General features: G+C 40.2%; 26 protein-coding genes, 1 pseudogene, 1 riboswitch and 1 other annotated feature. Of the genes and pseudogenes, 20 read left to right on the top strand and 7 right to left on the bottom strand.

Annotated elements, in window-relative coordinates; all coding sequences use genetic code 11:
* The first annotated feature begins 4 nt into the window (after positions 1 to 4).
* The 3 genes from ACSVDJ_RS09990 to ACSVDJ_RS09980 all read left to right on the top strand — a co-directional run bounded on the left by ACSVDJ_RS09990 (position 5) and on the right by ACSVDJ_RS09980 (position 3,224).
* Positions 5 to 2,002 carry an ABC transporter ATP-binding protein gene (locus tag ACSVDJ_RS09990; RefSeq protein ID WP_439168463.1) on the top strand — a complete coding sequence of 666 codons (1,998 nt, stop codon included), beginning with the start codon at positions 5 to 7 and terminating at the stop codon, positions 2,000 to 2,002.
* 265 nt (positions 2,003 to 2,267) lie between these two features.
* A complete protein-coding gene (locus ACSVDJ_RS09985; RefSeq protein ID WP_439168462.1) occupies positions 2,268 to 2,489 on the top strand; it encodes a hypothetical protein in 222 nt (73 codons plus the stop codon).
* A 126-nt stretch (positions 2,490 to 2,615) separates the two neighbouring features.
* The gene (locus ACSVDJ_RS09980; protein ID WP_439168460.1) at positions 2,616 to 3,224 is read left to right on the top strand and encodes a DedA family protein; all 609 of its coding nucleotides are present in this window, start codon (positions 2,616 to 2,618) and stop codon (positions 3,222 to 3,224) included.
* A 133-nt stretch (positions 3,225 to 3,357) separates the two neighbouring features.
* Here ACSVDJ_RS09980 and ACSVDJ_RS09975 read toward each other — a convergent pair whose 3' ends face one another.
* Positions 3,358 to 4,458, bottom strand: a complete 1,101-nt coding sequence (locus ACSVDJ_RS09975; protein ID WP_439168458.1) for an NAD(P)/FAD-dependent oxidoreductase — start codon at positions 4,456 to 4,458, stop codon at positions 3,358 to 3,360.
* Between the two features lie 114 nt (positions 4,459 to 4,572).
* On the opposite strand from ACSVDJ_RS09975, the gene ACSVDJ_RS09970 reads away from it, so the two are divergent.
* From ACSVDJ_RS09970 to ACSVDJ_RS09945, 6 genes and pseudogenes are all read left to right on the top strand, one after another.
* The gene (locus tag ACSVDJ_RS09970; protein ID WP_439168457.1) at positions 4,573 to 5,304 is read left to right on the top strand and encodes a YybI family spore inner coat protein; all 732 of its coding nucleotides are present in this window, start codon (positions 4,573 to 4,575) and stop codon (positions 5,302 to 5,304) included.
* 79 nt (positions 5,305 to 5,383) lie between these two features.
* Positions 5,384 to 6,052 (top strand): DUF975 family protein, encoded by a 669-nt coding sequence (locus ACSVDJ_RS09965; RefSeq protein WP_439168455.1) that lies wholly within the window; start codon positions 5,384 to 5,386, stop codon positions 6,050 to 6,052.
* Between the two features lie 75 nt (positions 6,053 to 6,127).
* Positions 6,128 to 6,311: riboswitch (cobalamin riboswitch) on the top strand.
* Positions 6,312 to 6,435: 124 nt separating this feature from the next.
* The gene (locus ACSVDJ_RS09960; RefSeq protein WP_439168453.1) at positions 6,436 to 7,011 is read left to right on the top strand and encodes a GNAT family N-acetyltransferase; all 576 of its coding nucleotides are present in this window, start codon (positions 6,436 to 6,438) and stop codon (positions 7,009 to 7,011) included.
* A 40-nt stretch (positions 7,012 to 7,051) separates the two neighbouring features.
* Positions 7,052 to 7,255 (top strand): annotated as a pseudogene (locus tag ACSVDJ_RS09955) (hypothetical protein); the annotation flags it as partial.
* Between the two features lie 66 nt (positions 7,256 to 7,321).
* Complete coding sequence (locus ACSVDJ_RS09950) at positions 7,322 to 7,945, top strand: hypothetical protein (protein WP_439168451.1); 624 nt, start codon at positions 7,322 to 7,324, stop codon at positions 7,943 to 7,945.
* Positions 7,946 to 8,298: 353 nt separating this feature from the next.
* A complete protein-coding gene (locus ACSVDJ_RS09945) occupies positions 8,299 to 8,862 on the top strand; it encodes a hypothetical protein (RefSeq protein ID WP_439168450.1) in 564 nt (187 codons plus the stop codon).
* A 46-nt stretch (positions 8,863 to 8,908) separates the two neighbouring features.
* On the opposite strand, the gene ACSVDJ_RS09940 is transcribed toward ACSVDJ_RS09945, so the two are convergent.
* Together ACSVDJ_RS09940 and ACSVDJ_RS09935 are read right to left on the bottom strand one after the other, a co-directional pair.
* Entirely contained in the window at positions 8,909 to 9,556 is a 648-nt protein-coding gene (locus ACSVDJ_RS09940; protein WP_439169067.1) for a methyl-accepting chemotaxis protein, read from the bottom strand.
* A gap of 382 nt (positions 9,557 to 9,938) precedes the next feature.
* Entirely contained in the window at positions 9,939 to 11,072 is a 1,134-nt protein-coding gene (locus ACSVDJ_RS09935; protein WP_439168448.1) for an FIST signal transduction protein, read from the bottom strand.
* Positions 11,073 to 11,384: 312 nt separating this feature from the next.
* Here ACSVDJ_RS09935 and ACSVDJ_RS09930 point away from each other — a divergent pair, with 312 nt between their 5' ends.
* The 7 genes from ACSVDJ_RS09930 (at position 11,385) to arsC (ending at position 18,114) form a co-directional block, all read left to right on the top strand.
* Positions 11,385 to 13,364 (top strand): methyl-accepting chemotaxis protein, encoded by a 1,980-nt coding sequence (locus ACSVDJ_RS09930; protein ID WP_439168446.1) that lies wholly within the window; start codon positions 11,385 to 11,387, stop codon positions 13,362 to 13,364.
* 113 nt (positions 13,365 to 13,477) lie between these two features.
* Positions 13,478 to 13,702: a hypothetical protein gene (locus ACSVDJ_RS09925; protein WP_439168444.1), complete on the top strand. Its 225-nt coding sequence runs from the start codon at positions 13,478 to 13,480 to the stop codon at positions 13,700 to 13,702.
* A 132-nt stretch (positions 13,703 to 13,834) separates the two neighbouring features.
* Positions 13,835 to 14,035 (top strand): hypothetical protein, encoded by a 201-nt coding sequence (locus tag ACSVDJ_RS09920; protein ID WP_439168443.1) that lies wholly within the window; start codon positions 13,835 to 13,837, stop codon positions 14,033 to 14,035.
* A gap of 361 nt (positions 14,036 to 14,396) precedes the next feature.
* Positions 14,397 to 15,587, top strand: coding sequence for an RNA-guided endonuclease InsQ/TnpB family protein (locus ACSVDJ_RS09915; protein ID WP_439168442.1), 1,191 nt, complete (start codon positions 14,397 to 14,399; stop codon positions 15,585 to 15,587).
* A gap of 440 nt (positions 15,588 to 16,027) precedes the next feature.
* Complete coding sequence (locus tag ACSVDJ_RS09910) at positions 16,028 to 16,372, top strand: ArsR/SmtB family transcription factor (protein WP_439168440.1); 345 nt, start codon at positions 16,028 to 16,030, stop codon at positions 16,370 to 16,372.
* Between the two features lie 14 nt (positions 16,373 to 16,386).
* Positions 16,387 to 17,682, top strand: coding sequence for an arsenic transporter (locus ACSVDJ_RS09905; RefSeq protein ID WP_439168438.1), 1,296 nt, complete (start codon positions 16,387 to 16,389; stop codon positions 17,680 to 17,682).
* Positions 17,683 to 17,697: 15 nt separating this feature from the next.
* Entirely contained in the window at positions 17,698 to 18,114 is a 417-nt protein-coding gene (arsC, locus tag ACSVDJ_RS09900) for an arsenate reductase (thioredoxin) (protein ID WP_439168437.1), read from the top strand.
* A 60-nt stretch (positions 18,115 to 18,174) separates the two neighbouring features.
* Here arsC and ACSVDJ_RS09895 read toward each other — a convergent pair whose 3' ends face one another.
* Positions 18,175 to 18,681, bottom strand: a complete 507-nt coding sequence (locus ACSVDJ_RS09895) for a ferritin (protein ID WP_439168436.1) — start codon at positions 18,679 to 18,681, stop codon at positions 18,175 to 18,177.
* Between the two features lie 502 nt (positions 18,682 to 19,183).
* Positions 19,184 to 19,411, top strand: a binding site (T-box leader).
* Positions 19,412 to 19,464: 53 nt separating this feature from the next.
* Between ACSVDJ_RS09895 and thrS the strand changes: the two genes are divergently transcribed.
* The 3 genes from thrS to ltaS all read left to right on the top strand — a co-directional run bounded on the left by thrS (position 19,465) and on the right by ltaS (position 24,061).
* A complete protein-coding gene (gene thrS, locus ACSVDJ_RS09890) occupies positions 19,465 to 21,381 on the top strand; it encodes a threonine--tRNA ligase (protein WP_439168434.1) in 1,917 nt (638 codons plus the stop codon).
* A gap of 157 nt (positions 21,382 to 21,538) precedes the next feature.
* Positions 21,539 to 21,865 carry a hypothetical protein gene (locus ACSVDJ_RS09885; protein WP_439168433.1) on the top strand — a complete coding sequence of 109 codons (327 nt, stop codon included), beginning with the start codon at positions 21,539 to 21,541 and terminating at the stop codon, positions 21,863 to 21,865.
* 255 nt (positions 21,866 to 22,120) lie between these two features.
* The gene (gene ltaS / locus ACSVDJ_RS09880; RefSeq protein WP_439168432.1) at positions 22,121 to 24,061 is read left to right on the top strand and encodes a lipoteichoic acid synthase; all 1,941 of its coding nucleotides are present in this window, start codon (positions 22,121 to 22,123) and stop codon (positions 24,059 to 24,061) included.
* 48 nt (positions 24,062 to 24,109) lie between these two features.
* Here ltaS and ACSVDJ_RS09875 read toward each other — a convergent pair whose 3' ends face one another.
* Positions 24,110 to 24,412, bottom strand: coding sequence for a hypothetical protein (locus tag ACSVDJ_RS09875; RefSeq protein ID WP_439168431.1), 303 nt, complete (start codon positions 24,410 to 24,412; stop codon positions 24,110 to 24,112).
* Positions 24,405 to 24,614: a helix-turn-helix transcriptional regulator gene (locus ACSVDJ_RS09870; protein ID WP_095480659.1), complete on the bottom strand. Its 210-nt coding sequence runs from the start codon at positions 24,612 to 24,614 to the stop codon at positions 24,405 to 24,407. The genes ACSVDJ_RS09875 and ACSVDJ_RS09870 overlap by 8 nt, the downstream gene beginning before the upstream one ends.
* Positions 24,615 to 24,791: 177 nt before the next feature.
* Between ACSVDJ_RS09870 and ACSVDJ_RS09865 the strand changes: the two genes are divergently transcribed.
* Positions 24,792 to 25,298 carry an SMI1/KNR4 family protein gene (locus tag ACSVDJ_RS09865; protein ID WP_439168429.1) on the top strand — a complete coding sequence of 169 codons (507 nt, stop codon included), beginning with the start codon at positions 24,792 to 24,794 and terminating at the stop codon, positions 25,296 to 25,298.
* Positions 25,299 to 25,425: 127 nt separating this feature from the next.
* Here ACSVDJ_RS09865 and ACSVDJ_RS09860 read toward each other — a convergent pair whose 3' ends face one another.
* Positions 25,426 to 25,902 (bottom strand): DUF4306 domain-containing protein, encoded by a 477-nt coding sequence (locus ACSVDJ_RS09860; protein WP_439168427.1) that lies wholly within the window; start codon positions 25,900 to 25,902, stop codon positions 25,426 to 25,428.
* Between the last annotated feature and the right edge of the window lie 146 nt (positions 25,903 to 26,048).

The raw sequence follows: 26,048 nt of genomic DNA, 5'->3' as shown, positions 1-26,048 counted from the left end.
TTCAATGAGTGTCGGAAAACGACTTTGGCGCTATGCCTTACTATATAAAAAAATGATTTTTATCGCATTAGCGATGTTGACGATTGCTGTTGGGACGGAGTTAGCTGGACCATTTGTGGCGAAAAAGATGATTGATGATCATATTTTAGGGATTGAGTCTAAATGGTATGAAACGGTTGAAGGAAAAGACGCCGTTTTCTTCGAAGGTCATTGGTATAAAAGAAGTGACTATTTTGATGACAATGAACAAAAAGGAAAAGAAGTTCGGATTTTGCAAGTGGACCGTTCGTTTATCTTTGTTCCAGAACCGATTGCCATAGATGGGGTAAGAACATATGAAGCTGGGCGGTTGACGATCGAAAAGGAAAATGAAGTGAAAAGCTATCAAGCAACCATCATTCCTGCTAACAAGATGATCTCTTTTTACGAGCCGGAAATCCCGAAAATCATGATGTTACTTGCCGGTTACTTTGGGTTGCTAGTCATTAGTGCGATCTTTCAATATGGAGAAGCATTTTATCTACAGAAAGCCGCCAATCGAATTATTCAACGGATGCGAACGGATGTATTTGCGCATATTCAGCGATTGCCGATTAAGTATTTTGATCAATTACCAGCAGGGAAAGTCGTCTCACGCATTACGAATGATACAGAAGCGATTCGTGAGCTATATGTGACGGTACTTGCCACTTTTGTTAGAAGTATCATCTATATTTCAGGAATTTTTATTGCGCTATTTATTTTAGATGCAAAGCTCGCAACTATTTGTTTACTGTTACTTCCAATTTTAATTGGCTGGATGTGGGTATATCATAAGTTTGCTTCGACGTACAATCGCGGGATTCGCTCAAAATTAAGTGAGATCAATGCGATGATCAATGAAAGCATTCAAGGGATGACGATCATTCAAGCTTTTCGCCGAGAAAAGGAAGTGACTCAACAATTTGATCAGTTAAACGAAGCTCATTTTACGTTTCAAAAGAAAATGCTAAATTTAAATGCCCTCACTTCATATAATTTGGTCGACGTGGTTAAAAATTTAGCGTTTGTGGCTTTTATTTGGTACTTCGGTGGCGGCTCTCTCGGCGTCGGTTCAATCGTTTCCCTCGGGCTTTTGTATGCGTTCGTCGATTATATTAACCGTCTATTTGAACCGGTTGCGAATATGGTGAATCAGCTCGCCAGTTTAGAGCAAGCCCTTGTGGCGGGGGAGCGTGTGTTTGAATTATTAGATGAGCCGGGTACGCTTGTCAATGACGAACGAATCGAACGCTATCGTGGGGATGTCAGCTTTCGTTCCGTTTACTTTGGTTATCAGGAAGGCGAATATGTATTAAGAAACATTTCCTTTGAAGCAAAGCAAGGGGAAACAGTAGCACTCGTCGGTCATACAGGCTCCGGAAAAAGCTCGATTATGAATTTGCTCTTTCGGTTTTACGATGCGAACAAGGGGGAAATTCTGATTGATGGAAAAGAGATTCAGACGATCGCTCATCAAACGGTCAGAGAGCATATGGGCATCGTTCTGCAAGATCCATATCTTTTTACCGGGACGATTGCTTCGAATGTTAGCTTGCAGGATGAACGTATTTCTAGAGAAAAAGTGGAAGCGGCATTGCGAGCGGTTGGAGCGGATCAAGTATTTCAGCATTTAGAAAACGGCTACGATGAACCTGTTATTGAAAAAGGAAGCACCCTATCATCGGGACAAAGGCAGCTCATCTCTTTTGCGCGCGCACTTGCTTTTGATCCGGCGATTTTGATTTTAGATGAAGCGACTTCCTCTATCGATACTGAAACGGAGGCTATTATTCAAGAAGCGATGGAAGTGCTCAAAAAAGGACGGACGACTTTTATGATTGCTCATCGACTATCGACCATTAAAAACGCTGACCAAATTCTCGTCTTAGATCAAGGCGAAATTGTCGAACAGGGCAACCATGAGGAGTTAATGCTCCAACAAGGGCGCTACTATCAGATGTATCAACTCCAACAAGGGTGAAAAACTATTGAATCTATTTGTCCCGTATTAACGGGCAGTAAGACCCCTACCTCAAGATTCAGCGAAAGCGAAGAAATTAGGTGAGGGGTCAACTGCCCGTAAAAGCCCGATTGGTTCAACTAATAATCAGTGGGGGATGGAGAAAACCCCCACTGATTAAAATTTCACTTTATTTAAACTTTTCAAAAAATATGAATGTTTAAGGAGGAAAAAATGTATAATAAGAAGAAGTTAAAAGAGGGTGAATAATAGGAGGGAAAAGAGAATGACAGATACATCGCACATAGTAAAAACTAGTGTGGAGTTGCTTAGCCTATTAAATGGAAATTGCCAGTTTGTTTGGAAAGAAGATGAACAAATGGAGATTAAAGTAGATGTGCATTCGTGGAAAGACTATGCCTTTTATGAGTTTAAAGATGTGCCTCGCCACGGAATCTGTCCGATCGAAGACTTATGGGAGTTTATAAAAGTAAGTGGAATCAATTAAAACACTTGCGTAACAGCAGGTGTTTTTTTGTGGATTTATTGAAAAAATTATTATAAAATACGAAGAATATTGAAGTTTTTTCAAAAATATATATCAATGAAGTAACTATTTTGATGGAGGCTTGTGATGCAACAATGGATAGAGCAAGTAGTAGAACAGTTTGGTTATGTCGGTATTTTTTTGCTGATGTGCTTAGAAAATGTGTTTCCCCCGATTCCTTCTGAGTTGATTTTGCCATTCGGAGGCTTTATGACGACGACCACGACATTAACAGTAGGCGGTGTCATCTTATCCGCCACGGCAGGCTCTGTGTTAGGGGCGCTAATTTTGTATGGCATTGGTCTACTTGTCGATGTGGAAAAAATAATGAAAATCATTGACAGATGGGGACATCTATTGAAAATCAAACAAGAAGATGTGCAAAAAGCGGATAACTGGTTTGATCAGAAAGGCTATTGGACCGTCTTCTTTTGCCGGATGATTCCTTTAATACGTAGCTTAATTTCGATTCCTGCCGGGATGTCTAATATGAAATTGTGGTTATTTCTATTGTTAACAACGAGCGGCACCCTCATTTGGAATACGCTTCTTGTGTACGCCGGTGCAAAATTAGGACAATCATGGGATATTATCCTTTACTACATGGGAATTTACTCCGATGTGATCTACGTATTTATTGGCTTAGTCGCTATTTACGTATTGTATTGGTATATGAAAAAGAGGAAAGCGGCTTAGATAAACAAAAGAGCATTGAAGACAACATTCAATGCTCTTTGTCATTTTAGATTTCTTCATGTTGATTGTATAATTGCTCGGCAATTTCCTTCACACGAGTCATTGTAATACCTGTTCGCTCTTCCTCTTTTTTTTAACTCAACGCGCTAGCAACATCATAATCCTCAAGTGGCACGTCCGTTTCTTTTCCTAAAGCAAGCTTAGCAAGCTCAGCTCCGATAAAAGGTCCCATCGTTAAGCCGGATGCGCCAAGCCCATTAGCAAAAAGCACGTTTTCATGCCCAGGAAGTGAGCCGAATACCGGCAAGAATCCGGGAGTAAAAGGTCTGAAGCCGACTCGCGTTTCGAGGATCGTGGCATCTGCCAATCCAGGGGCGATGTGCAATGCCTTATTTAATACTTCATGGACCCCGCTGGCTGTCACGCGCGTATCAAAGCCAACTTCATTTTCATGAGTTGCCCCCGCTACGATACGATCATCAAACGCTAACATGTATTGATCGTTCGGCGGCATAATGACCGGCCATTCGTTAGTCGTAGCGTTCGGCAGCACGAAATGAATAATTTGTGCTTTTTGCGGTTCGACAGTTACTTGAACGTCTAATGAGGCGAGTAGAGGTTTCGCCCAAGCCCCTGCTGTAATAATGGTTTGATCAAAGGTAAGGGTTTGCTCATTGACGGTGATTTCGCGGTTGTTCGTCCATTCGGCATTTCCCTCAATAAAAGTGGCCCCTAATTTCTTAGCCGCTCTTAATAAGGCGTCACGAAGCGCTCGACCATCTACACGAGCCGCTCCACTCACATGCACCGCCCCATAACCATCTCGAAGCAGCGGAAATAAAGCTTTCGCTTCCGCAGGACTTACAATCGTCACTTCGCCAATTTCTGGCGCCTCTTCTCGCCGTTTTAAAGCACGCTCTTTCATTTTCACTAATTTTTCTTCGTCTTCATGTAAGCTTAAAGCTCCGACCTTAGCATAACCTGTATCGGTTTCACCTAGTTGCTCCAATTCAGCGATTAAGTCAGGGTAAAAGCGAGCCCCGCTTTTAGCGAGCCGGTACCAAGCTTTATTTCGTCGCTGTGATAGCCACGGACAAATAATTCCTGCCGCCGCATCTGTTGCTTGACCTTCGTCTTTGCGGTCGATGATCGTTACGTGAGCTCCTGCTTTAGCGAGGTGATAAGCAGTAGAAGCGCCTAAAATGCCTGCGCCGATTACACAATATTTGTTCATTATGGACACCCTTTTTTTCATTTTCTTGTCTATCATAGCAGTTTTCTTTTTTCACATACAATATAAGAATTGTTGGACAGACCGTTTGCATAAATTGGAATAAGGGGGTGTGAGATGACCAAACAAATGCAGTCCTTTTTACCGCGAGATGATCGTATACTCGATGTTAAGCAAGGAGACGTTACAGGAGATGGGCAAGTGGATACCGTGTATTTAGTTGGAACGAAACGAGAAGACAGCCCGTACGTTCAAAACATTACGTTGGTCGTTGAATATGGCGATCAGTCAGTGGCGACAATTCGTTTGCAAGAGAATTCAGGGTATCATCCAACGATCTTCTTAGGTGATATGACGGGAGATCAGGTTGATGATGTGCTGATCGTTATTGATTCGGGAGGGAGCGGCGGTATCGTCTATGCGTACATTTATTCATTTATTCAAGGAAAAATGAAACTTATTTTCGATTCAGACGTATTTAATAATAGTAGTCAATATGAAGTGAATTATCGCGATCAATATGTCGCAGAAGTGATTAGTTCTCGTCCGTCCAAACGCTACACGCTCAGTTTAAAAGATAGGGGAGAGGATTATTTAACCGCCATTTATAACGCTGATGGAACATTAAAACAACCGATTCAAGGTTTCGTCTCGCCATTGGCAGGCATTTATCCAACCGATTTTGATCGAGATGGAACTTATGAACTTGTCTTGTTTCAAAATATCGCAGGTCAGTATAATGCTGATCGGCTCGGGTATGTGAACAATATCTGGGGATGGGATGGACAGAAACTTGTCCCGTTACGTCAAACAGTGGAAATTCTTGGAGAAAATATCTCTTTGTCTTAATTATTTTATTTATAAAAAATAATTTCCAAAATAGATATTTATGTTACACTTTAACCATAAAAAGAAAGGAGAAAATAAAATGAATGTTCGTATTGCAAGCATTAAGAAAGATGCGAGAGATGCTTTAGCTGGGAATTGGGGCATTGCTGTTGTTCTAATGCTAATTATGTTTGTCTTCGCAGGGATCGTACCGATGATTTTTGATGTTATAGCTGTCGGAGGATTCGAGAATTGGGTGTATCAAACGGGTACATCTATGGAAGGGGACCTTTTTAGTTTATTCATTAGCTTTGTTATGATTCCTTTTTCTATTTCAGCAATGTATTGGTTCTTTTTACATTTAGTTCGAGGAAAGCGTCAAAGTGTTGGGGATGTATTTTCTATTTATGCCAATATCGGTTTAGCGTTTAAGACAATTGTTGTTTCTATCTTAATCGGGATTTTCGTCTTTTTATGGTCATTATTGTTGATTATTCCTGGAATTATTAAAAGTCTGTCTTATTCGCAAACGTATTTTATTATGAAAGATCACCCTGAACTATCGATGCTTGAAGCGATTACGGAAAGTAAACGCCGTATGAAGGGTTATAAGTGGAGTTATTTTGTATTATATTTAAGCTTTATCGGCTGGGCGTTTTTAGCATTATTCACACTCGGAATCGGTTATCTATGGTTAGCTCCGTACGTGCAAGCGTCAATGGCTGCTTTTTACGATAAACATATCGCTAATCAACAGCAGGAAGTGTAAAGAGATCAAAAGGCTGTCTTTAAGAAGGCAGCCTTTTGATTTTGCTTTGTTTTTCCTGTATAATAAAATGATAACAGAATATTCGGAATTAACGGTGTCGATATCGACTTAATAGGGAATTTGGTTCGAAGCCAAAGCTGTCCCCGCAACTGTAAGTGTGGATGAAATGAGAAGACCACTGTGTAAGCTTGCTTATACGGGAAGGCTCAGAGTAAAACGAAGCACGAGTCAGGAGACCTGCCATACATTTCGTAAGTTTCATTTCTTCGGGGAGTGAGAAATTGAAGCGGCAGTGATCTTTCCTAGGCCATTTTCTGCCGTTTTCAGCTCTTTCGTAGAAGAAAGAGTTTTTTGTTTTGGAAAAAAGAGAATGGAGGATGTAGATGATGAAAATTATTTCCAATCAAGAGCAAGTTCAAAACAATATGAAAAGGCTTACATTTCATTCCTTGCTCAATCGATTTCGTGAGCCTGATCGTCAGCAAGCGACGTTGCGAGCGGCACTGAATGAGGAAGTAACGATGTCTTTAGCCATTGATTGTGATACGATTATCGGCTATACTGTCGTATTGCCGCCTGAGAAAGAAGAAAGATGGAGCAAGCTACCTTTCGTTCGTGCGCTAGGCGTAGTCGAGGTCGCTCCAAATTTCAGAGGGAGAGGACTGGCGAAGCAGTTAGTCCAAACAGTGACCGCCAACCCTATATTAGAAAGTAAAATCATTATTTCACTAGAATATTATTGGCATTGGGATTTACAAATAACGAATGGAAATGCTTACGCATATAAACAGTTGCTAAAACGCATGTTGCAGGCGAGCCGCTTTGAGGACATCCAAACGAATGAACCTGACATCGCAGGCTATCCGTACAATTTTATGATGGGGCGGATTGGAAAAGAGATTACGAGCGAGGAGCTATATCAGTTTATGAAACTAGCTGATCCGGATGCGTTTGTTTAGCATAAAGAGAAATGCTCAATTTTATTTTATCATAATACGTTATCTGTCTGTGTTATCTGATGTCAGAAAAGATACATTGAAGCAGCTGAAAACTAGAAACGATCAGTGGCTATATGAGGAGAAGCGTTGGTCTAATGGTGTTGTTCATAATTACTACTATCTTTGGTATCACGTGATGGAGGATGAGATCAATCATCGAGGCCAAATCCGAATATTGAAAAAGCAGCTTCAAAAAAAGGTATAAAAGTCTTCCAACTATGTATGTATTAAACTATTATGGTATAGTTATAAAAAATGGAGGTATTTATAGATGAAAATATCAATTACGAGAGCTTTAGCGGAGTTGAAACTATTAGATAAACGGATTCATTCGACGATGAATTCCACTCCATTGATTCAATACCATGTCGGTAATAAACCGGTCAGTGGCTTTGCTTCTGTGAAGGAATTTGAAGAGAAAGCGCGTGCCAGCTATCAATCGACGTTAGCTTTAATTAAACGCCGAAATGCGATTAAATCAGCGATTGTTTTATCGAATGCGAAAACGAACGTTGAAATTGCCGGTCATACATATACAGTTGCTGAAGCGATCGAACGCAAAACATCGATCCAATATGAGCAGGAGCTTCTACAAAAAATGAAGCATGAGTTCTCATCGGTGACAGATGATGTGGAAGCGATTAATGCAGAGGTTAAGGAACAGCTAGACCGCCAATTAGAAGTGCTATACGGCAGGGAAGCGAAATTGAAAGTCGAAGAAAGCAACGAGTTGACGAAAAGCTATCGTGAAAAACACGAAGCAAAAATCGTTGATCCTTTGAAGTTACGTGACGAATACGAACAGTTAGAAAAAAAGATTGATGAGTTTTTAACAGAAGTTGATTTCGTTCTGTCCACGTCCAATACGTTGACAGAAATTGAAGTCCCTGAATAAATGAATACTAGTTAATTAGTCGAAAATCAAGGCAACTGAACAGGTGCTCGCGGCTTTGACCTTACAGCCGCTCCAACTTTTATCATAATCTAATCGTTTAGTGAAATACGAGATAAATGGGATAAAAGCTTAAAGCTCAACGTTCAGCATTCAGAGCTCAAGAATCAAGACTCTTATCATTCAAAGCTCAAGACTTACAAGTTTACAAGTTCGATCAAATCCATGAGCTCGGCTTATACGGTGGTTGTTCATCGACCGTTTTGATTGCCGCATGGCTGACTAGCTAACTAGGCTACATACAACGAGCGACTGCCATCATTTTGTGAAGGCAGTCGCTTTTTATTTGGAGGTGTATGATGAAAAAAGCAATGATTATAATGGCTATCTTTTTTGTAGCCCTTGTTAGCTTCATTTGGCAAAATTATCATCGCACGATCCAAGGAGCGCTAGAGGAGTTAGGAGAAGAAACGGAAGGGGACATTCTTCCGTTGTCTGATTCTACATTAGCCTTTGTCATTGCGAAAGATGGGCGTGTGTCGGTTGCTTCTAGTAAAATAATATATCCCTTTGGATGGTATAAAGACTTTGCTATTCACCCTATCGATTTAAATATAAATGATGTAAAAAAAGAAAATGAAATAGCCTATGCCCATGTACCGAAAACAGAAGGGGTAACGTGTAGGCTCATTAAAAATGAACACGTAGCATATGTGGTGGCTGACGAATCGTATTTGCAGACACCAAAAGAGCTCAATGACAACGCTATGAAAGTTTTCTCATTAAAGGACTACTTTGATGATCCGGAGCTGCAAGATGTGAAGTTATGGTATTCCTATTTACTTGGTGAGGGCAGCACGATGGATGAGTTATTTTTCTTAGATTCACAGAAAAAAGTGATTCCTATAGAGGAGAAATGAACAGGAGATACAATTCCTCGCCATTAGAGCGAGGAATTATATGAATCTACTCTCTGTTCTCCACCCACGTCTTCACATGCTTCCCTCTGTTTTCAAAGTCAGCAATTAGGTGAGAGAGCTGGCTAATGAATGCGTAAATGTCGGTGGATAGGGCGAATTTTTCTTCTGAAAATTGATAAAGCCGATCAATATGCTCGCGGTTATCAGAGTTTTTTTCATAAAATTGGTCTAAGTCGGCTGTGAAAGACTGTAATTTAGTGACGGTTGTGTTCGTCGATGATCGAATGTCGGTAATGAGAGAGAATAACATTTTTTCAGCGGATGCGACTTCATCGAACATTTCTTTTGTGTTTTGCGTTAATGATTCAACGACTTCGATGTCCTTCGTTTTGGAATGAACATTCGCTGACACTTCGCCGACTTTGCTGATGATTTCCTCTACTTTTTGATCGATCACTTGTAGTGCCTGTTTACTTTGATCGGCGAGCTTTCGAACTTCTTCCGCCACAACGGCAAAGCCTTTTCCGTGTTCTCCGGCTCTTGCCGCTTCAATCGAAGCATTTAACGCTAATAAATTCGTTTGATCGGCAATCCCTTGAATCACTTCTGCAAAATTGGAAATATCTCTTACATCATTTTGAAAGCTTTGAATCGTGTCGCTAATTTGAAAGAAGAGTGTTCGCACATGGTTCATTTGCTCGATCAGCTCATCAATTTGTACGTAGCCACGATCAATTAAGGCTAAATTGTGATGAGCAGATGTTTCTATTTGGTTCGTATGCGTATGTACTTGGTCGGTTAAGTGAACAATTTCTCGAATGTTCGTTTGTGATTCATTTAAAATATCATTTTGCTGATGAATGCTCTCTTGAATATGAGAAATATGCTCGGTCACTTCAGCGTCTCGCTTCGAGTTTTTCTCACTTGTTTTTCGTAATAATTGCGTAAGCTCTTCCATCGCTTCAATGACTCTTCGTTGTTCTTGCTCGTCTAAGGCTAGAAACTCCTTGAGCTCTGCGCTCACATTCACTGATGGTTTTCGTTTTCCCCACATGATAATTCCTTTCTTTCTATCGTTATTTTTTTCCGAAAGATAGCATGACGAGTGTTTGATTTAACTGCGTTTTATTTAATTGCTCCCCGTAGCTACTGAATCCAGCTAATGAAGGAAGAGCAGCCAACTGTTGATTTAAGGCTGGAATTAATTTCTCTTGTTCAAACTGTAGCTTACGCAAAATACAGTTAATAGCTAGTACTCCTTCGATTGTATGAAATGAAGCGGTTAATTGAGCAATGCTTTCCTGCAATGTGGAAACCGGATCTTTTGGCTCTAACATGGCCACTTTTTGATGCTGAAAAATTTGACAATAAAACTGAATCGACCCATCTTTTAGCACTTGAAAAGGGGAAGCGATATACACTTGTCCATTCACTGTTCGACCAAGAGGGTTCTTCATAAAGTAGGAAGGGAGCTGCTGCTCGCTAATTCCGAGAAGTCGTGCATATTCGGAAGCGGCTCGTTTATTGTTCATTTCATAGACGATCCGCTCTTCGGTATTGACACGCGTCATCTCCATTACCTTACCGGTTGGGCGGAAAATATTCTCTTTTTGGATCATGAAATCCAATGATGTTTTGATAAAAACAAAGGCGCCTCCTTTAGAAGACACGACTCCATTGACAGAGACAAATGTCTCGGTGAATTTAGCATCATCTCCGGCTGTTCCACCGAAAATCGGAAAGCCTTCATGCTCAAATAAGGAGTTGACAATCGAAAGCATCTTTTCTTCCCCAGCTACTAAACCATTCGGAAATATTAGGCCTAATCCTTCCTTCTCAGGATGGGGAGAATGCAACGAAATATTTAAGCTATTCGCTGCCTCTATTAAATGCTTTCTTGAATAAATCGGAAAGCGTTCAATATCGTCAACTAGTACTGCTTTTGCTTGAAATTGCTGATTAAACGACATTGCGACGACACCATTTGATTGAAAGCCAGTCGCTGAAATCTCCCCCACAGTTGTGACTCCAATCACTTCACTTTGTGGAAACATCTCATGTAGCAGATGAGACAATGAGGCGAAGTCATAAGTTGTACTGGCAAAGAATAAGACAAGTGTTGGCTTGTCGTGAAGCTCCTGTTGAAATTGTGAGGCGACAGAATCTAAGTTAGATGTATGACAATAGCTTGATAGAATAGCTTTAACCACTACTTTCGACTCCTTTGTCAGAAATAATTACTATATTAATAATACCACTTAATCTTTTTTATTAACAAAAAATTGTTAATAAAATATTGATATTTTACTAGTCAATGTTAAATAAATGTAAAAATGATCGGGATGAGTTGGTATTCCAGTCGGAAATTCATTATAATGTTATAGGTATAAAAACCTATTGCGAAGTGTTGTTTTTTTGAGCAGAGAAGGGGGCGATTCGGTTGATTTTATATAGACGAACATTAGCTATTAATAGTTATTATTTTTGCGAGTCATCTTAAATTTGTGGAGAGGTTTATAAATATGCTGAAAAAATCTTTAAAAACAAAACTAGTTACGATTCTCCTTTTAATATCTGCTATCCCGTTGTTGGTCAGCTCGACGTTGCTTTATCAGCAGTCGATCGCTGGATTAGATGGGATGATTGATGAGAATATCCAACATGCGAAAACGGTATCAGATTATTATTTCGAACAAAAAGCGAATGAAGCATTAGTCGTTGCGAAACGTTATGCAAATGACGAGGAAATTATTTCTATTTTCAAACAAAAAAATAGAGAGAAGTTAAATCAAAAAATGATCCCGGTATACAAGATGTTAAAGGAGGAAAAAGGCCTTTCCATTTTTGAATTCGGTGATGAAAAAGGCAAAGTCATTACGCGCGCTCATAATTTAGCGGAATTTGGTGATGACAAGAGTGATAGTAAAGACATTGCCACTGCTTTATCAGGAGAAGAAGTGAAAGGGTTTTCTTTCGGTCAATCAGGGTTAGCTGTGCGAGCGTTTGTGCCCGTAAAGGATGGGAACAAGGTCATAGGTACGTTTCAAGTGGGCTTCGGCTTTACAGACACGATGCTAAACGATATTCGTCATTCAATTGCTGGAAATATCTCACTCTATGAGAACGATAAACTAGCGTTAACTACAGTAAAAGAAGAACTGAGCGAAATGGGTCAACCGATTCAAGATGATTCCATTGCAAATAAAGTGTTAGCTGGTCAAGAAGTGAAAGTGATGGAAGAAGAGCACATCCACTTTTATCATCCTCTCTACAACCCCTTAGGAGATCAAGTACAAGGGATGATCCAAATTTCACAAGATGTAACACCGATCCGGGAGATGGAGAAAAACCTGTTTGTCGAAACGATCATCATTATACTTGGAACGATTGTCGTTGCGATTGTCGTTTCGTTTTATTTAGCGAATAGCATTACTAGACCGATTTCTAACGTCGTGACAAGGTTACAAGCGGTGGCTAAAGGTGATTTGAGTGCTGAGAACATGGTAGCGACATCACAGGATGAAGTCGGAGCACTCGTTCACGCAATTAATCAAACGAGCGACCATCTGCGGCATACGCTTCAAAACGTTTCTCATGCAGCTGGAGAAGTATCTAGTCGGAGTGAAGAGCTAACGCAAGCGTCTGATGAAGTGAAAGAAGGAAGTGGGCAAGTCGCTGTGACGATGGAGGAATTAGCTCGAGGGGCAGACACTCAAGCGAATATAGCGCATGATCTCGATCAAGTCATGGAAGATTTTATTATTAAAATGGAGCAAGCGAATGAAGCAGGAGAGCAAGTGGCCGAGGCATCTAATGAAGTGTTAGAAATGACAAGCAAGGGACGTCATTTCATGGAGAGTTCGATTCAACAAATGGGTTCTATCCATTCGCTTGTGAAGGAATCTGTCGAAAAAGTACAGGGGTTCGATAAGCAGTCACAAGAAGTGTCGAAACTCGTCGATGTAATTCAAGATATTGCCCAACAAACGAATTTACTCGCTTTAAATGCCGAGATCGAAGCAGCAAGAGCTGGCGAACATGGTAAAGGCTTTGCGGTCGTGGCTGATGAGGTGCGGAAGCTTGCTGAACAAGTTTCAGCATCTGTCACCGATATTACGACGATCGTCGGTAATATTCAAAATGAGGCAAAGGAAATGGTCCATTCATTAGAAACAGGCTACAGACAAGTGGAAGAAGGTTCAAGTCAAATTCAAGTAACCGGAGAAACGTTCGAGAAAATCAATGAAGCGGTTACGATAACTGTCGAAAAAATAGGGAGGGTTTCACGAAGATTAGCGAGTATGTCAGAAAACTCCAAGGGAATGAACGCTTCAATTGAAACGATTGTATCTGTATCAGAGCAAGCAGCCGCAGGGGCTGAACAAACATCTGCCTCCGTCCAACAAACAGCGACATCTGTAGAAGAAATTGCAGAAAGCGCTCATTCTTTATCGTTACTTGCGGAGCAGCTGTACCATCAAGTAAGCAAATTTAAATTATAAAATTGATAGGTTAATATACAGGTGACGTTTGTATATTAGCCTATTTTTTGTGAATTGAAAAAAGAGCAGGTATTCTCAGTAATGTTCAGAATATTATAAATGAAGGAGGGTGAATGGTTTTGTCGCAATCGAATATAAGAAAAGTGATGTGGGGTTCTATCTTACTAGGTCTACTGTCGGTTGTGTTAATGAACACGAACATTCCTGCTATGCTAAGCTCTCAAATGAGTGTGGACCCCGTCCGTGTACTAAAGGTCATCGTATTATTTTCTTTGTTGTTCGGTTTAGTAAGCTTCTTCAAACTAGAGGAAATAGAAAGAGACAAGTCAACTGAATAATGTTTCGCTAAGAAATGTGCTTATCAAGGTCTGACAGCCACTTTAGTCAGACCTTTTATTTTTTTATGAAAAATTTTCAAGTGGGGTGTCTTTCTTTGTGCTTTTTTTCTATATAGATGGTGAATAGGTAAAGTGCCAGTTGGTCAACAGATTGCCGAAATAATTGTACAAGGAATGGGGCATAATAAATTTTATAAAAATGCAGTAAAAGGTCAAAGAAAGCGCGGGAAAGTGGAAGAAATGCCGTGTAAGATCAAAGAAAGCGCAGGAAAGTCGAAGAAGTACCATGCAAGGTTGAAGAAAGTGCGAGAAAGTCAAAGAAATACCAAATAAGGTCGAAGAAAGCTCCCAGCCCAATAAAAGATTGGAGGATACAAAATGGTAGATACCTATGAAGTGCTACATCAGATGAAAGTTTACTATATGAAGACAGGAAAAGTGATGCGAGGTCAAGTGTTTATGCGTGAGATTGCATTAAAGTTTAACATAATCCGAGAGAAGTCCTCTTCCTCAAGGAGCATGAAGGGCACAGCCCAGCGAGTAGGGAGGGGATGAATCTCGGTTCGGCACAGCCGAAAAGCGTTTCGTTGAGGACCTCCCGAACTTTGTCGAAAGAAAAAAGGATGGAATTTTCCATTTGCTCTTGATGGGAACGTACATTCTGTTTATAATGATGACAAAGGAGGGGGATCTCATGTATCGAACGTTGAAAACGGGCTTTAGAGCGCCACAGTCCACGCTGCAACAGTTGTTTCATCTACGTCGAATTTGCGGAACGATTTGGAATGACTGTGTGCAGCTGGCTCGGTATTATTACCGGATTCACGGCAAGTGGATCAACAAAAGTGACCTTCAAGCTGAATTAAAAGGCTTGTATCCTCTTCACAGTCAGACGATCCAAGCGGTGTGCCACAAGTTTTTGCGTGCCCGAGAAGGAGTTCGCCAAGCAAGAAAAACGAACAAGTCTATCCGGTATCCATACAAAGAAAAGTTCGTGTTCCATCCTAAATGGGTCGACAAATCCTTTGTGTTAGAAGGACGGAAACTGATACTTAGCTTAGGAAGATGGCAGGGAAAGCAGCAAACACCTCTCGTGTTGACGCTTGCTTCGATTCCGACTGGCGTGATCAAAGAAGCAGAACTCGTCTATGACGGCCGATGGCATGCCTGTTTGTCGTATGAAGACGGCATTAACCCTGTATCGATTCAAGACGGTCATACAGCCGCGGTTGATCCAGGTGAGATTCATACGATTGCCGCCGTCAGTACGAGCGGACAAGCACTGGTGATTTCGGGGAGGAAGATGCGCAGTGTTCATCGGTTGAGAAACAAAAAAGTGAGAGAGCTGCAAATTCTCATGAGTCGGTGTCAAAAAGGATCGAGAAAATGGCGGCAATACAACCGGGCGAAGAAGTACATTCTCTCCAAAAGCGAACGGCAGCTAGGGGATCTCCTACATAAGACGACCCGAGCCTTTGTGAACTGGTGCGTGGAACAAAAGATCGGGCATGTCGCTCTTGGCGATGTGGAAGGCGTCCAGCGACACACAAGCAAACGAAACAAAAAACGAAAACGGCTCCGTTCCAAACAAGTGAACCAAAAACTCAGCAACTGGAGGTTTGGGAAACTCGCAAAACAGTTGGTTTATAAATTAGAAGCGGCTGGTGTCTCCTTATCAAAAGAAAACGAAGCCTACACGACGCAAGCATGCCCTGCTTGTGGCAAACGAAACAAAGTCCGTTCGCGAAACTACCAATGTTCTTGCGGCTATGAACGGCATCGGGATGTCCATGGTGCAGGGAATATCTTATCCCAGTACTTGCATGGGAAGTTTCGAGAAGTGATGCTAACTGACATCACGTATCTACGTCCTGTACAGGCGTAGTAGATGGGTAGAACCGCCCCAGAGAGAGATGACCGTGTCTTCGATTCTCTCTCTGTTGCTTACGGTGGCAGCAAGCTGTCGAGAGATATCTTGCGTCAAGACCACTGCTTCCGTGTGGGAGCGTCAGTCCCTGAGAAAGACGAGGGTGTCGCGTACACCTATGGACATTGTTCAGCTTCTGATGTCAAGGGGATCGACAAGAAACCTCCACCTCAAGTGCGAAGCAATAGGTGGGGGAGGTTCATAGAAGAAGATGTAGTAGCAGGTTTGCTGCTGTTCAACGACTACTTAGATGAGGAGAGAAAAGCAATCTGAAAAGAAAACCGCCGATTCCTACATGAAAGAAGCGGCGGTTTTTTATTGCCATCCAGATATAAGTATACTATTATATAAGCAAATGATTATATATTAATGTAAATCAGAGTATAGGGGGTGTTTATATGCAAGAATCAACGGTTGAAATAGGAAAAGCCGCAGCGATCTTAAAGTTATTAGGTGATAAAACAAGGCTAACGATGGTCAAAATGTTGGACACGAATGATTATTGTGTTTGTGAATTTGTGGCGATTTTTAACATGAGCCAGCCAGCTATTAGTCAACATCTTCGCAAGTTGAGAGATGCGGAATTAGTTCAGGAAACGAGAAGAGGACAATGGATGATTTATTCATTAAATAAAGAGAATACTTATTATCCTTTCGTTCACAGTTTGCTTTCGCATCTTCCGAGCCAAGATTTTCAATTAAAACAACTAGAAGAACAAGGACTTCGCATTTCTTGTGACTAATGGAGGTATGTACATTGACAACAGTAATATTGGCATCTGCCATCTTTTTAGTAACACTAATTTTCGTCATCTGGCAACCTAAGGGCTTGAATATCGGCTGGTCTGCCTGTGGGGGAGCAGCTCTTGCTCTTTTAGTAGGAGTGGTTGGCTTTGATGATGTGCTTGATGTGATCGACATTACATGGAATGCGACATTATCATTTATTGCCATTATCCTGATCTCTTTAATATTAGATGAGATTGGATTATTCGAATGGGCAGCTTTACATATGGCAAGAGCAGCCAAAGGAAACGGCATCAAAATGTTCGTGTATGTGAGTATGTTAGGTGCGATCGTCGCCGCGCTATTTGCGAATGATGGCGCGGCTTTAATATTGACGCCGATCGTATTAGCAATGGTGCGCCACTTGGAGTTCAAAGAAAAGATGATCTTTCCATTTATTATGGCCAGTGGGTTTATTGCGGACACCACTTCTTTACCCTTTGTTGTCAGTAACTTAGTGAACATAGTTTCTGCCGATTTCTTTCACATTGGATTCGTCGAATATGCTTCACGAATGATCATTCCCAATCTGTTTTCATTGATCGCAACGATTACCGTATTATTGATTTATTTTAGAAAAAGCATTCCACAAACGTATGATTTATCTAAATTAAAGCAACCCGTAGAAGCGATTAAAGATCAAAAAATGTTTCGTCTCTCCTGGTATGTTCTTGGGGTATTATTGATCGGTTACTTTGCCAGCGAGTTCATTCAAGTTCCTGTTTCCATTGTTGCCGGCTTGATCGCTCTTTTCTTCTTATTCATGGCAAGAAGAAGTCAGGCGGTGAATACGAAAGCTGTAATGAAAGGCGCTCCGTGGAATATCGTCTTTTTCTCTATCGGCATGTACGTCGTTGTTTATGGTTTAGGAAATGCTTGGCTCACACATTCATTAGCTAGCGTGATCCAATCCGTTGCTGAACAAGGATTATTTGCGGCGACGATTGGAATGGGCTTTATTGCCGCTTTCTTATCGTCTGTGATGAATAATATGCCAACTGTTATGATCGATGCTTTGGCGATTGCTGAAACAAATACGTCGGGTGCGATTCGTGAGGCGCTGATTTATGCCAATGTGATTGGATCAGACTTAGGACCAAAAATTACCCCGATTGGCTCATTAGCGACGTTAGTATGGCTCCATGTGTTATCGCAAAAAGGGGTGAAGATTTCATGGGGAACGTATGTTAAAACGGGGATTATTTTAACGATTCCGATTTTATTTATCACGTTACTAGGTCTATATGTAACATTAATACTTTACTAAAAGGAGAACTAGGTCATGTCTAAAAAATCGATTTATTTTTTATGCACAGGAAACTCTTGCAGAAGCCAAATGGCAGAAGGGTGGGCGAAGAAATATTTAGGCGAGGAATGGGACGTTTATAGTGCTGGTATTGAGGCGCATGGATTGAATCCTCATGCGGTAAAAGCAATGGAGGAAGCAAATATTGATATTTCCAATCAAACGTCTGACGTCATTGACCCTGACACTTTAAATAATGCGGATTTAGTTGTGACATTATGTGGAGATGCGGCTGATAAATGCCCGATCACGCCACCGCATGTGAAGCGTGAGCATTGGGGATTTGATGATCCAGCCAAAGCGGAAGGAACCGACGAAGAAAAATGGGCGTTCTTCCAGCGTGTCCGTGATGAAATTGAAGCCAGAATCCAACGCTTTTCAGAAATTGGATAATAAACTCAAACAGCCGATGATTCCTAAGAGGGAAATCATCGGCTGTTTTCACAGAAAAGCTTATTCTGCTGGTGCTACAAATGTACGAGCAGCTAACTCATTGTCTAACATAAATAGGGCATTGGAGTCGTTCTCAATGCGCTTAATCTTGTTAATAAGCGTATCAAATGTAGCCTCTTCTTCCACTTGCTCATCAATGAACCATTTCAAAAAGGCCATTGTCGCATGCTCGCGCTCATCCATCGCCAAGTCTGACAGGTGATAGAAACGCTTCGTCACTTCTCTCTCATGCTCATACCCAACTTGGAAAGCTTCAAGGATCGAACCATAATCGTTGCTTGGATCTTTGAATCCAGACACGATCGCTCTTTCGCCACGGTCGTTAATATAATTGTATAGCTTCATTGCATGGAAACGCTCTTCTTCCGCTTGCACAAGGAAAAAGTTAGCGAAGCCATCGTAGCTTTCAGCCGTACAATAAGCAGCCATTGCCATGTACGTATGAGCCGAATAAAACTCAAAATTCATTTGATCGATTAGTGCATCTCGTAAAGTCGTAGATAACATAGGTAAAAACTCCTTTGTATGTAATGTGATAACGTTCTCGTCGTTTATTGAGAATAAATATCAATTACATTGTAATGAAAAAATTTGGTTCTGTCTAGTTATCAATCATAATCAATTTTTCTAGGGGTGACAATAGTTGAGACTGAAAAATTAGCTTTAGAGGAAATTAATCCAACAAAAAGAAAATTTCAACTTTTGATTGACTAGAATTACCAAAGCCGTTATAGTAATTAACAATATACAAGAGGCGTTGAAAAGGACATGAGCGTTTTTTACGGTTCACAGAGAGGGAAGCCAAGGTTGAGAGCTTCCTAACACGAAAAAATGACTTACCCCCTTAGAGCTGTATTGGTGAACGAATAGTAATCAATACCGTAGCGGCTACGATACAGCCAAAGGAGCCATCATGGCAAGGAACATGATGGGAATCTGGGTGGAACCACGGGTCTAACACACGCTCGTCCCTTTTTAGGGATGAATGTGTGTTTTTTTATTTTTATAAAGATAAGCGTTGAAAAGGACATGAGCGTTTTTTACGGTTCACAGAGAGGGAAGCCCAGGGTGAAAGCTTCCTAACACGAAAAAATGACTTACCCCCTTAGAGCTGTATTGGTGAACGAATAGTAATCAATACCGTAGCGGCTACGATACAGCCAAAGGAGCCATCATAGCAAGGAATATGATGGGAATCTGGGTGGAACCACGGGTCTAACACACGCTCGTCCCTTTCTTTAGGGAGGCGTGTGTTTTTTTGTGCAAAAAATGATAAGAGGTGTTAAGAACATGAGTGCAAATGAAGTGGTCATCAAGTTTCCAGATGGAAAGGAAAAGAAGTATGCAAAAGGGGTATCTTTAGCAGAGATTGCGCAGTCAATTAGTCCGAGTTTAAAAAAGAAGTCTATTGCTGGTCAGGTGAACGGAGCATTATATGATGTAACACGTCGTATTGAAGAGAGTGCAGAGGTTGAACTGTATGATCTTCATTCGGCAGAAGGGCTAGAGGTCATGAGGCATACAACGGCCCATGTGTTAGCTCAAGCCGTCAAGCGTCTATATGGAGACGTTTATTTAGGTGTCGGTCCTGTCGTTGAAAATGGTTTTTACTATGACATTGACATGGAACATCACTTAGCTGTTCATGAGCTGCCAAAGATCGAAAAAGAAATGAATAAAATTATCGCTGAAAATCTTGAAATTACACGTGAGGAAGTGTCACGAGAAAAAGCACAAGAGCTGTTTGCTCACGATCCGTTTAAGCTGGAATTGCTAGAACAGATTCCAGCTGAAGACGTGGTGACAATTTATCGTCAAGGGGAATTTTTTGACTTGTGCCGGGGTCCGCATTTACCCTCTACTCGGCATATTAAAGTGTTTAAATTAACTCATATTTCAGGAGCCTATTGGCGAGGAGATAGTAATAACCAAGTATTGCAGCGTATTTACGGTGTTGCTTTTGCTTCCAAACAAGAGTTAGATGATTATTTTCATTTTATCGAGGAGGCTCAAAAGCGCAATCACCGGAAATTAGGCAACGAGTTAGAACTATTTATGTTTTCTGAAGAGGCACCGGGCATGCCATTTTATTTAGCTAACGGACAAGTGATTCGTACAGAATTAGAGTCCTTTTTAAGAGAGTTGCAACATATCCATGATTATCAGGAAGTCCGTACACCGATGATGATGAACCAACAGCTGTGGGAGCAATCAGGGCATTGGGATTACTATAAAGAGAATATGTATTTCTCTGAAGTGGAACATCAAAAGTTCGCCTTAAAGCCGATGAATTGCCCGGGGCATATGCTGATCTTTAGAAATAAGCTTCACTCCTATCGCGACCTTCCGCTTCGGATGGCGGAGTTTGGGCAGGTTCATCGTCATGAATTTAGCGGGGCTTTAAATGGCTTGTTGCGAGTTCGGACATTTTGCCAAGATGATGCCCATATTTTTGTGACACCGAATCAAATTGAAGATGAAATTAGGTCGGCATTAAAGCTTATTGAAGAAGTGTACCGCACATTTGGCTTTCAATATGAAATTGAGCTGTCGACAAGACCGGATGATTATATGGGAGAAGACGCATTATGGGATCAAGCAGAAGGAGCTTTAAAGAACGTATTAGAGAACCTTAATTATGAATACAAAATTAATGAAGGAGATGGCGCCTTTTATGGACCGAAAATTGACATTCATATTAAAGATGCTCTGAAGAGAAGTCACCAATGTGCAACGATTCAATTAGATTTTCAAATGCCTGAAAAGTTTGACCTCACATATATCGATGAGAGCAACAATAAAGTTCGTCCAGTGGTCATCCATCGAGCCGTGTTTGGATCGATTGATCGTTTTCTTGGTATTTTAATAGAACATTTTGGCGGTGTGTTTCCTTTATGGCTCGCACCTGTCCAAGTGAAAGTGATCGGTGTATCTAATGACGTTCATAAAGAGTATGTAGAAGAGATCGGCAAACGGATGAAACAAGAAAATTTGCGAGTAGAACTAGATTTACGTGAAGAGAAGCTAGGCTACAAAATTCGAGAAGCACAAATGAAGAAGATTCCATACATTCTTGTCGTAGGAGATCAAGAACGAGAACATCAATCGGTGAGCGTGAGGAAACATGGGCAAGCGGCTTCCTATGAACTGGGATTAGAAGAGTTTATCGCTCATTTAAAGCAGACTGTGGTAAATAGAGAGCTTTAAAAAGATAGAATGATAATCTCCCAATGCTTGTTGTTGGGGGATTCGTTACTTTATTTAGATACATATTAAACCCTCCAAATTTAACTTATATGGTATATTATGTATTGTGGTGTATTTATAAGTGTTTTTAGTATAGTGATAGGAAGGAGGAGGATTTATGCCTATTAAGCATTTTTTCCGAGATGCTAAAAAAGTTTCAGTAGCTTCTTTGATTGCTACGATTGTTGTATTCGTTGCTTTACAGGCATTGTTCTGGTTACCTGAGTATGATGTCGAATTTTTACATATGTTTGCCAATGTTTTTATTGCTGTTGCTTTGCCTTTTTTAATTGTGGTTCCTGTTGTTGGTTTCATCTATTCTTTTTTTATGAAGGGGCCTATTAAGTTTCTTTTTATCGTTCTGCATTTCATTTGCATTTGTACGATTTCAGGTATTTCATTTATGGGATTTATGTTTAGGTATTTTGTTCCTTTCGCACCTTAAAGTACATATGAATAAATAAGCAATGACAGAAGATAACATATCGCATTTGTCATGAAAAAACAGGCAGCGAATGTTTAAAGAAATCCCCTTTTTCTGAAAAAGGGGATTTCTTTATGGAAACGTCTATGTTAGAGTAAAAGATTCGTTCCCAAATGATTTTAGTTGACTTTTGATTGCTAAGAATTTATTATTTCTATATTGTTTTTTTGTAAAGATTATATAATAATTGTAAAAAAATTTAGGAGGGAAAGTAAAATGAAGAAGGAAGCCAAGAAGAATTCGCTTCTTAGCAAGCCGCTCATTTTCTTCTCATTAGCAGTCGTACTTCTTTGGATCAAAACGTATATCGCTTATCAGGTAGAATTTGAACTAGGTATTGAAAATACGATGCAGAAGTTCTTGTTATTTATCAATCCGATAAGCTCGGCCGTTTTGTTTATTGGGTTCGCTTTATTTGCTAAAGGAAGAAAAGCATTTAAATGGATGGTGAGAATTCACTTTCTATTATCCGTATTATTGTATTCTAATATTGCCTACTATCGTTTCTTTACCGATTTCATTACGTTGCCAACACTGACGCAAACAGCGAATGTAAGCAGTATCGGTAATAGTATGGGAGCTTTGTTTAGGCCATATGACGTGCTTTATTTTGCAGATACATTGATTTTGCTTGTGCTATTTTTATCGAAAAAGGTAAATCCAGAACCGATGAAAATCAAGCGCCGTCAAAGAGCGGCCGTATTTTTAACTGCGATTGTGATGTTTACAGTGAATTTAACCCTAGCTGAAATCGATCGTCCACAGTTATTAACGAGAACGTTCGATCGAAATTATATTGTGAAATATTTAGGAATGTATAATTTCGCGATTTATGATGCGGTTCAAAGTACGAAAGCATCAACGCAGCGAGTGTTAGCGGACAGCAGTGATGCCGTAGAGGTCGAGAACTATACTAAATCGATCTATGCTGAGCCGAATCCAGAGTATTTTGGGAAGGCAAAAGGAAAGAACGTCATTTATGTTCACTTAGAATCTTTACAAAGTTTTATAATAGATTATAAGTTAAATGGCAAAGAAGTGACGCCGTTTTTAAATTCATTAGCTCATGATCCGAATATGTTCTATTTCGATAACTTCTTCCATCAAACGGCACAAGGAAAAACGTCTGATGCAGAATTTATGTTAGAAAACTCATTGTTTGGGTTACCAAAAGGATCAGCTTTTTCAATGAAAGGACAAAATACGTATCAAGCTGCTCCAGCTATTTTAGGACAGCAAGGCTATACGTCAGCGACTTTCCATGGCAATACTAAGTCATTCTGGAATCGTGACGAAATCTATAAAGCTTTCGGAATGAACCAATTTTTCGATTCTAGCTATTACGATATGAATGAAGACGATGTCATGAACTACGGATTGAAGGATAAGCCGTTTTTTGAAGAGTCGATTCCAATGTTAGAAACGTTGCCGCAGCCGTTCTATACGAAATTTATCACGTTATCGAACCACTTCCCGTATCCGATGGATCAACAGGAAGCGACGATTGAAAAGCATCATACAGGAGATGCTTCCGTCGATGGTTACTTCCAAACGGCGAGATATTTGGATGAATCTGTGGAACAATTTTTCACTTATTTAAAGGAATCCGGTTTATATGAGAACTCAGTGATTGTGATGTATGGCGATCACTACGGAATTTCTGATAACCATAATAAAGCGATGTCTACTGTATTAGATAAAGAGGTTGGCTCGTTTGAAAATACACAGCTACAACGTGTACCATTATTGATTCACGTACCAGGGGTCAAAGGTGGCGTGCAGCATCAATATGGTGGTCAAGTGGACTTAATGCCAACATTAATGCACCTGCTTGGCGTCGATACGAAAGATTATCTTCATGTAGGAACAGATTTATTATCTAAAAATCATGATCCGATCGTTCCATTCCGTAATGGCGATTTCGTAAGCAAAGACGTGACGGGCATTAAAGGAAAGTATTACAACACAGCGACTGGGGAACTAATCGAAGAAACGGAAGAAATCAAACGAATGAAAGAAGCCGTTGATAAGCGCTTAGAAATGTCAGATGCGATCGTAACGAAAGACTTGTTGCGCTTCCATCAACCAAAGGACTTTACGCCAGTTGATCCGTCCGACTATGATTACAATCGTCGTTCGGATGAAGAGAAGAAATAATCAAAAGCTGCCTGAGATCATCATCTCGGCAGCTTTTTTTGCATGAAACTAGTTTTTGCTTTGGGCAATAGCGGCACCAACCATGTAGGAGATATTATGCCCAACCCATATGGCGGTAATAAGGAAAAATGCCAGCTTAGATTCGAAAATAGCAAGCGAGATGAACCAAACGATAAAAATGATGACGGCGGAAGCGATCCAAGCATAGCTCCTTCCTATATGGTGAATCTTTTCAAAGCGTTCATCGACCATTTTCTTTTTCTTTAAGTAGTGACGGTTCAAGAAAATAATAGCTAACGTAAACAAGCCAATGGCTAGCCACATGAATACATTAATAATAAACTCATTCATTTTTTTCTTCCTCCTCAAATAAAAAGACTTCTTCAATCGTGCAATGAAACACGCGCGAAATTTTATACGCGAGCATAATCGAAGGATTGTACCTTCCTTTTTCTAACGAAATGATCGTTTGCCGTGAGACATCTAAACGGTCAGCCAATTCATCTTGGGTTAAATGATGAGCTGCTCGCAACTCCTTAATTCGATTTTCCAATCCATCACTCCCTTTTTGTAAAGGTAACTTTACGTAAAGTATACTTTACATGAAGGGCGGATGTCAAGTTTGCTTTACAAAAAAACTGTCAACTTAGTAGGAGATTAGAGATGTAGCTTTCTCTAATAAAAGGTTATAATTGTCATATTGTTTTTTACATAAGGAGGGAGAAAAGAAATGAAAAGCTATGTACAAGGTTTTTGGGACGAATCGGATTATTTTACCCTGCCAATTCAAGTGACGAAAGAGATGATTGGTGAAGCAGAGCAAACATTAGGTTATAAACTTCCAAACTCTTATATTGAATTAATAAAGATGAAAAATGGGGGAAGCCCTGTACATACTTGTTATCTAACGACCGCCGCCACTTCTTGGGCAGAAGATCATATCGCTATTGATGGCATTCGCGGAATCGGAGGAAATAGAGGAATCGATTCTGAAGATGAAAGAAGTACGGATGAGGAGTGGGGCTATCCAATTGACATTGGATTTGTCATATGTGACTGTCCATCAGCTGGCCATGATGCCGTCATGCTTGATTACAGTCTTTGCGGAAAAAATGGCGAACCGAGAGTGATTCATGTAGATGTCGAAGGGGCTGATGAACCAACGATTACGGTTGTGGCTAAAGACTTTGAGACGTTTGTGGGCGGATTAGTTAGTGAGGAGGAGTTTGATGAGTGAGTCTGTTCAAAATGTTTGTGTTGAAAGAGAAGAATAAAAATGAATAAAGCCAAAAAACACCTTTAAGTCGCACAATCGTTTTGAACTCAAAGGTGTTTCATGTATACAAAAGTAATTTTTATAGTGATTAAGTTATCAATTTGAAAGGTATCACCTTTCTTTTCTGATATGCCATGTAAGAGATGATTAAGCTTGCAGTACCCATTATGAAAAACAACACACTAAATACAGTGCTACCCTCTGTAGTTCCGTACAGTAAAGAAAGACTGGACATCAATAAAATTAATCCTAAAAATAGATGACTAATATATCTCTTTTCTTTAAATAAGCGACCAATAACAAAAAGTAAAAGGATATACAAGCTCAGTATCATTACAGTGGGGAAAAAAGGTTTAAATTTGGCTGCATAGATGAAGAAGTCCAGTTGGTTAATATCGTGTGGAGTTTTAACTACTCCTAAATAATTTGAGATAATCGCTGTATATTCCCACTCGAACGTATCTTCAATAAGATTACTTCCTTCATACCAAGAAAAAAACATTGAACTTAGGAAAGTTAAACATGCTAATAGAAAAACAATTACTTTCAAAAGACGCTGATTCACATGTATCACTCTTTCTTTTTTATGAAATTTTATTTTTACATATAAACCATATTTATACAATAAATATTGAGAAGTTCATCAATTCCACTCTTTAAATTGTAAAAAGAGGGTTATAACGATCAAGGAATCTTTGGTGCGAGCGGCTT

Source organism: Bacillus sp. Hm123 (genome assembly GCF_051842975.2).
In the GTDB taxonomy this organism is placed as follows: domain Bacteria; phylum Bacillota; class Bacilli; order Bacillales; family Domibacillaceae; genus Bacillus_CE.
The sequence above is the reverse complement of the archived record's forward strand: the minus strand, read 5'-3'. Positions and strand labels throughout refer to the sequence as shown.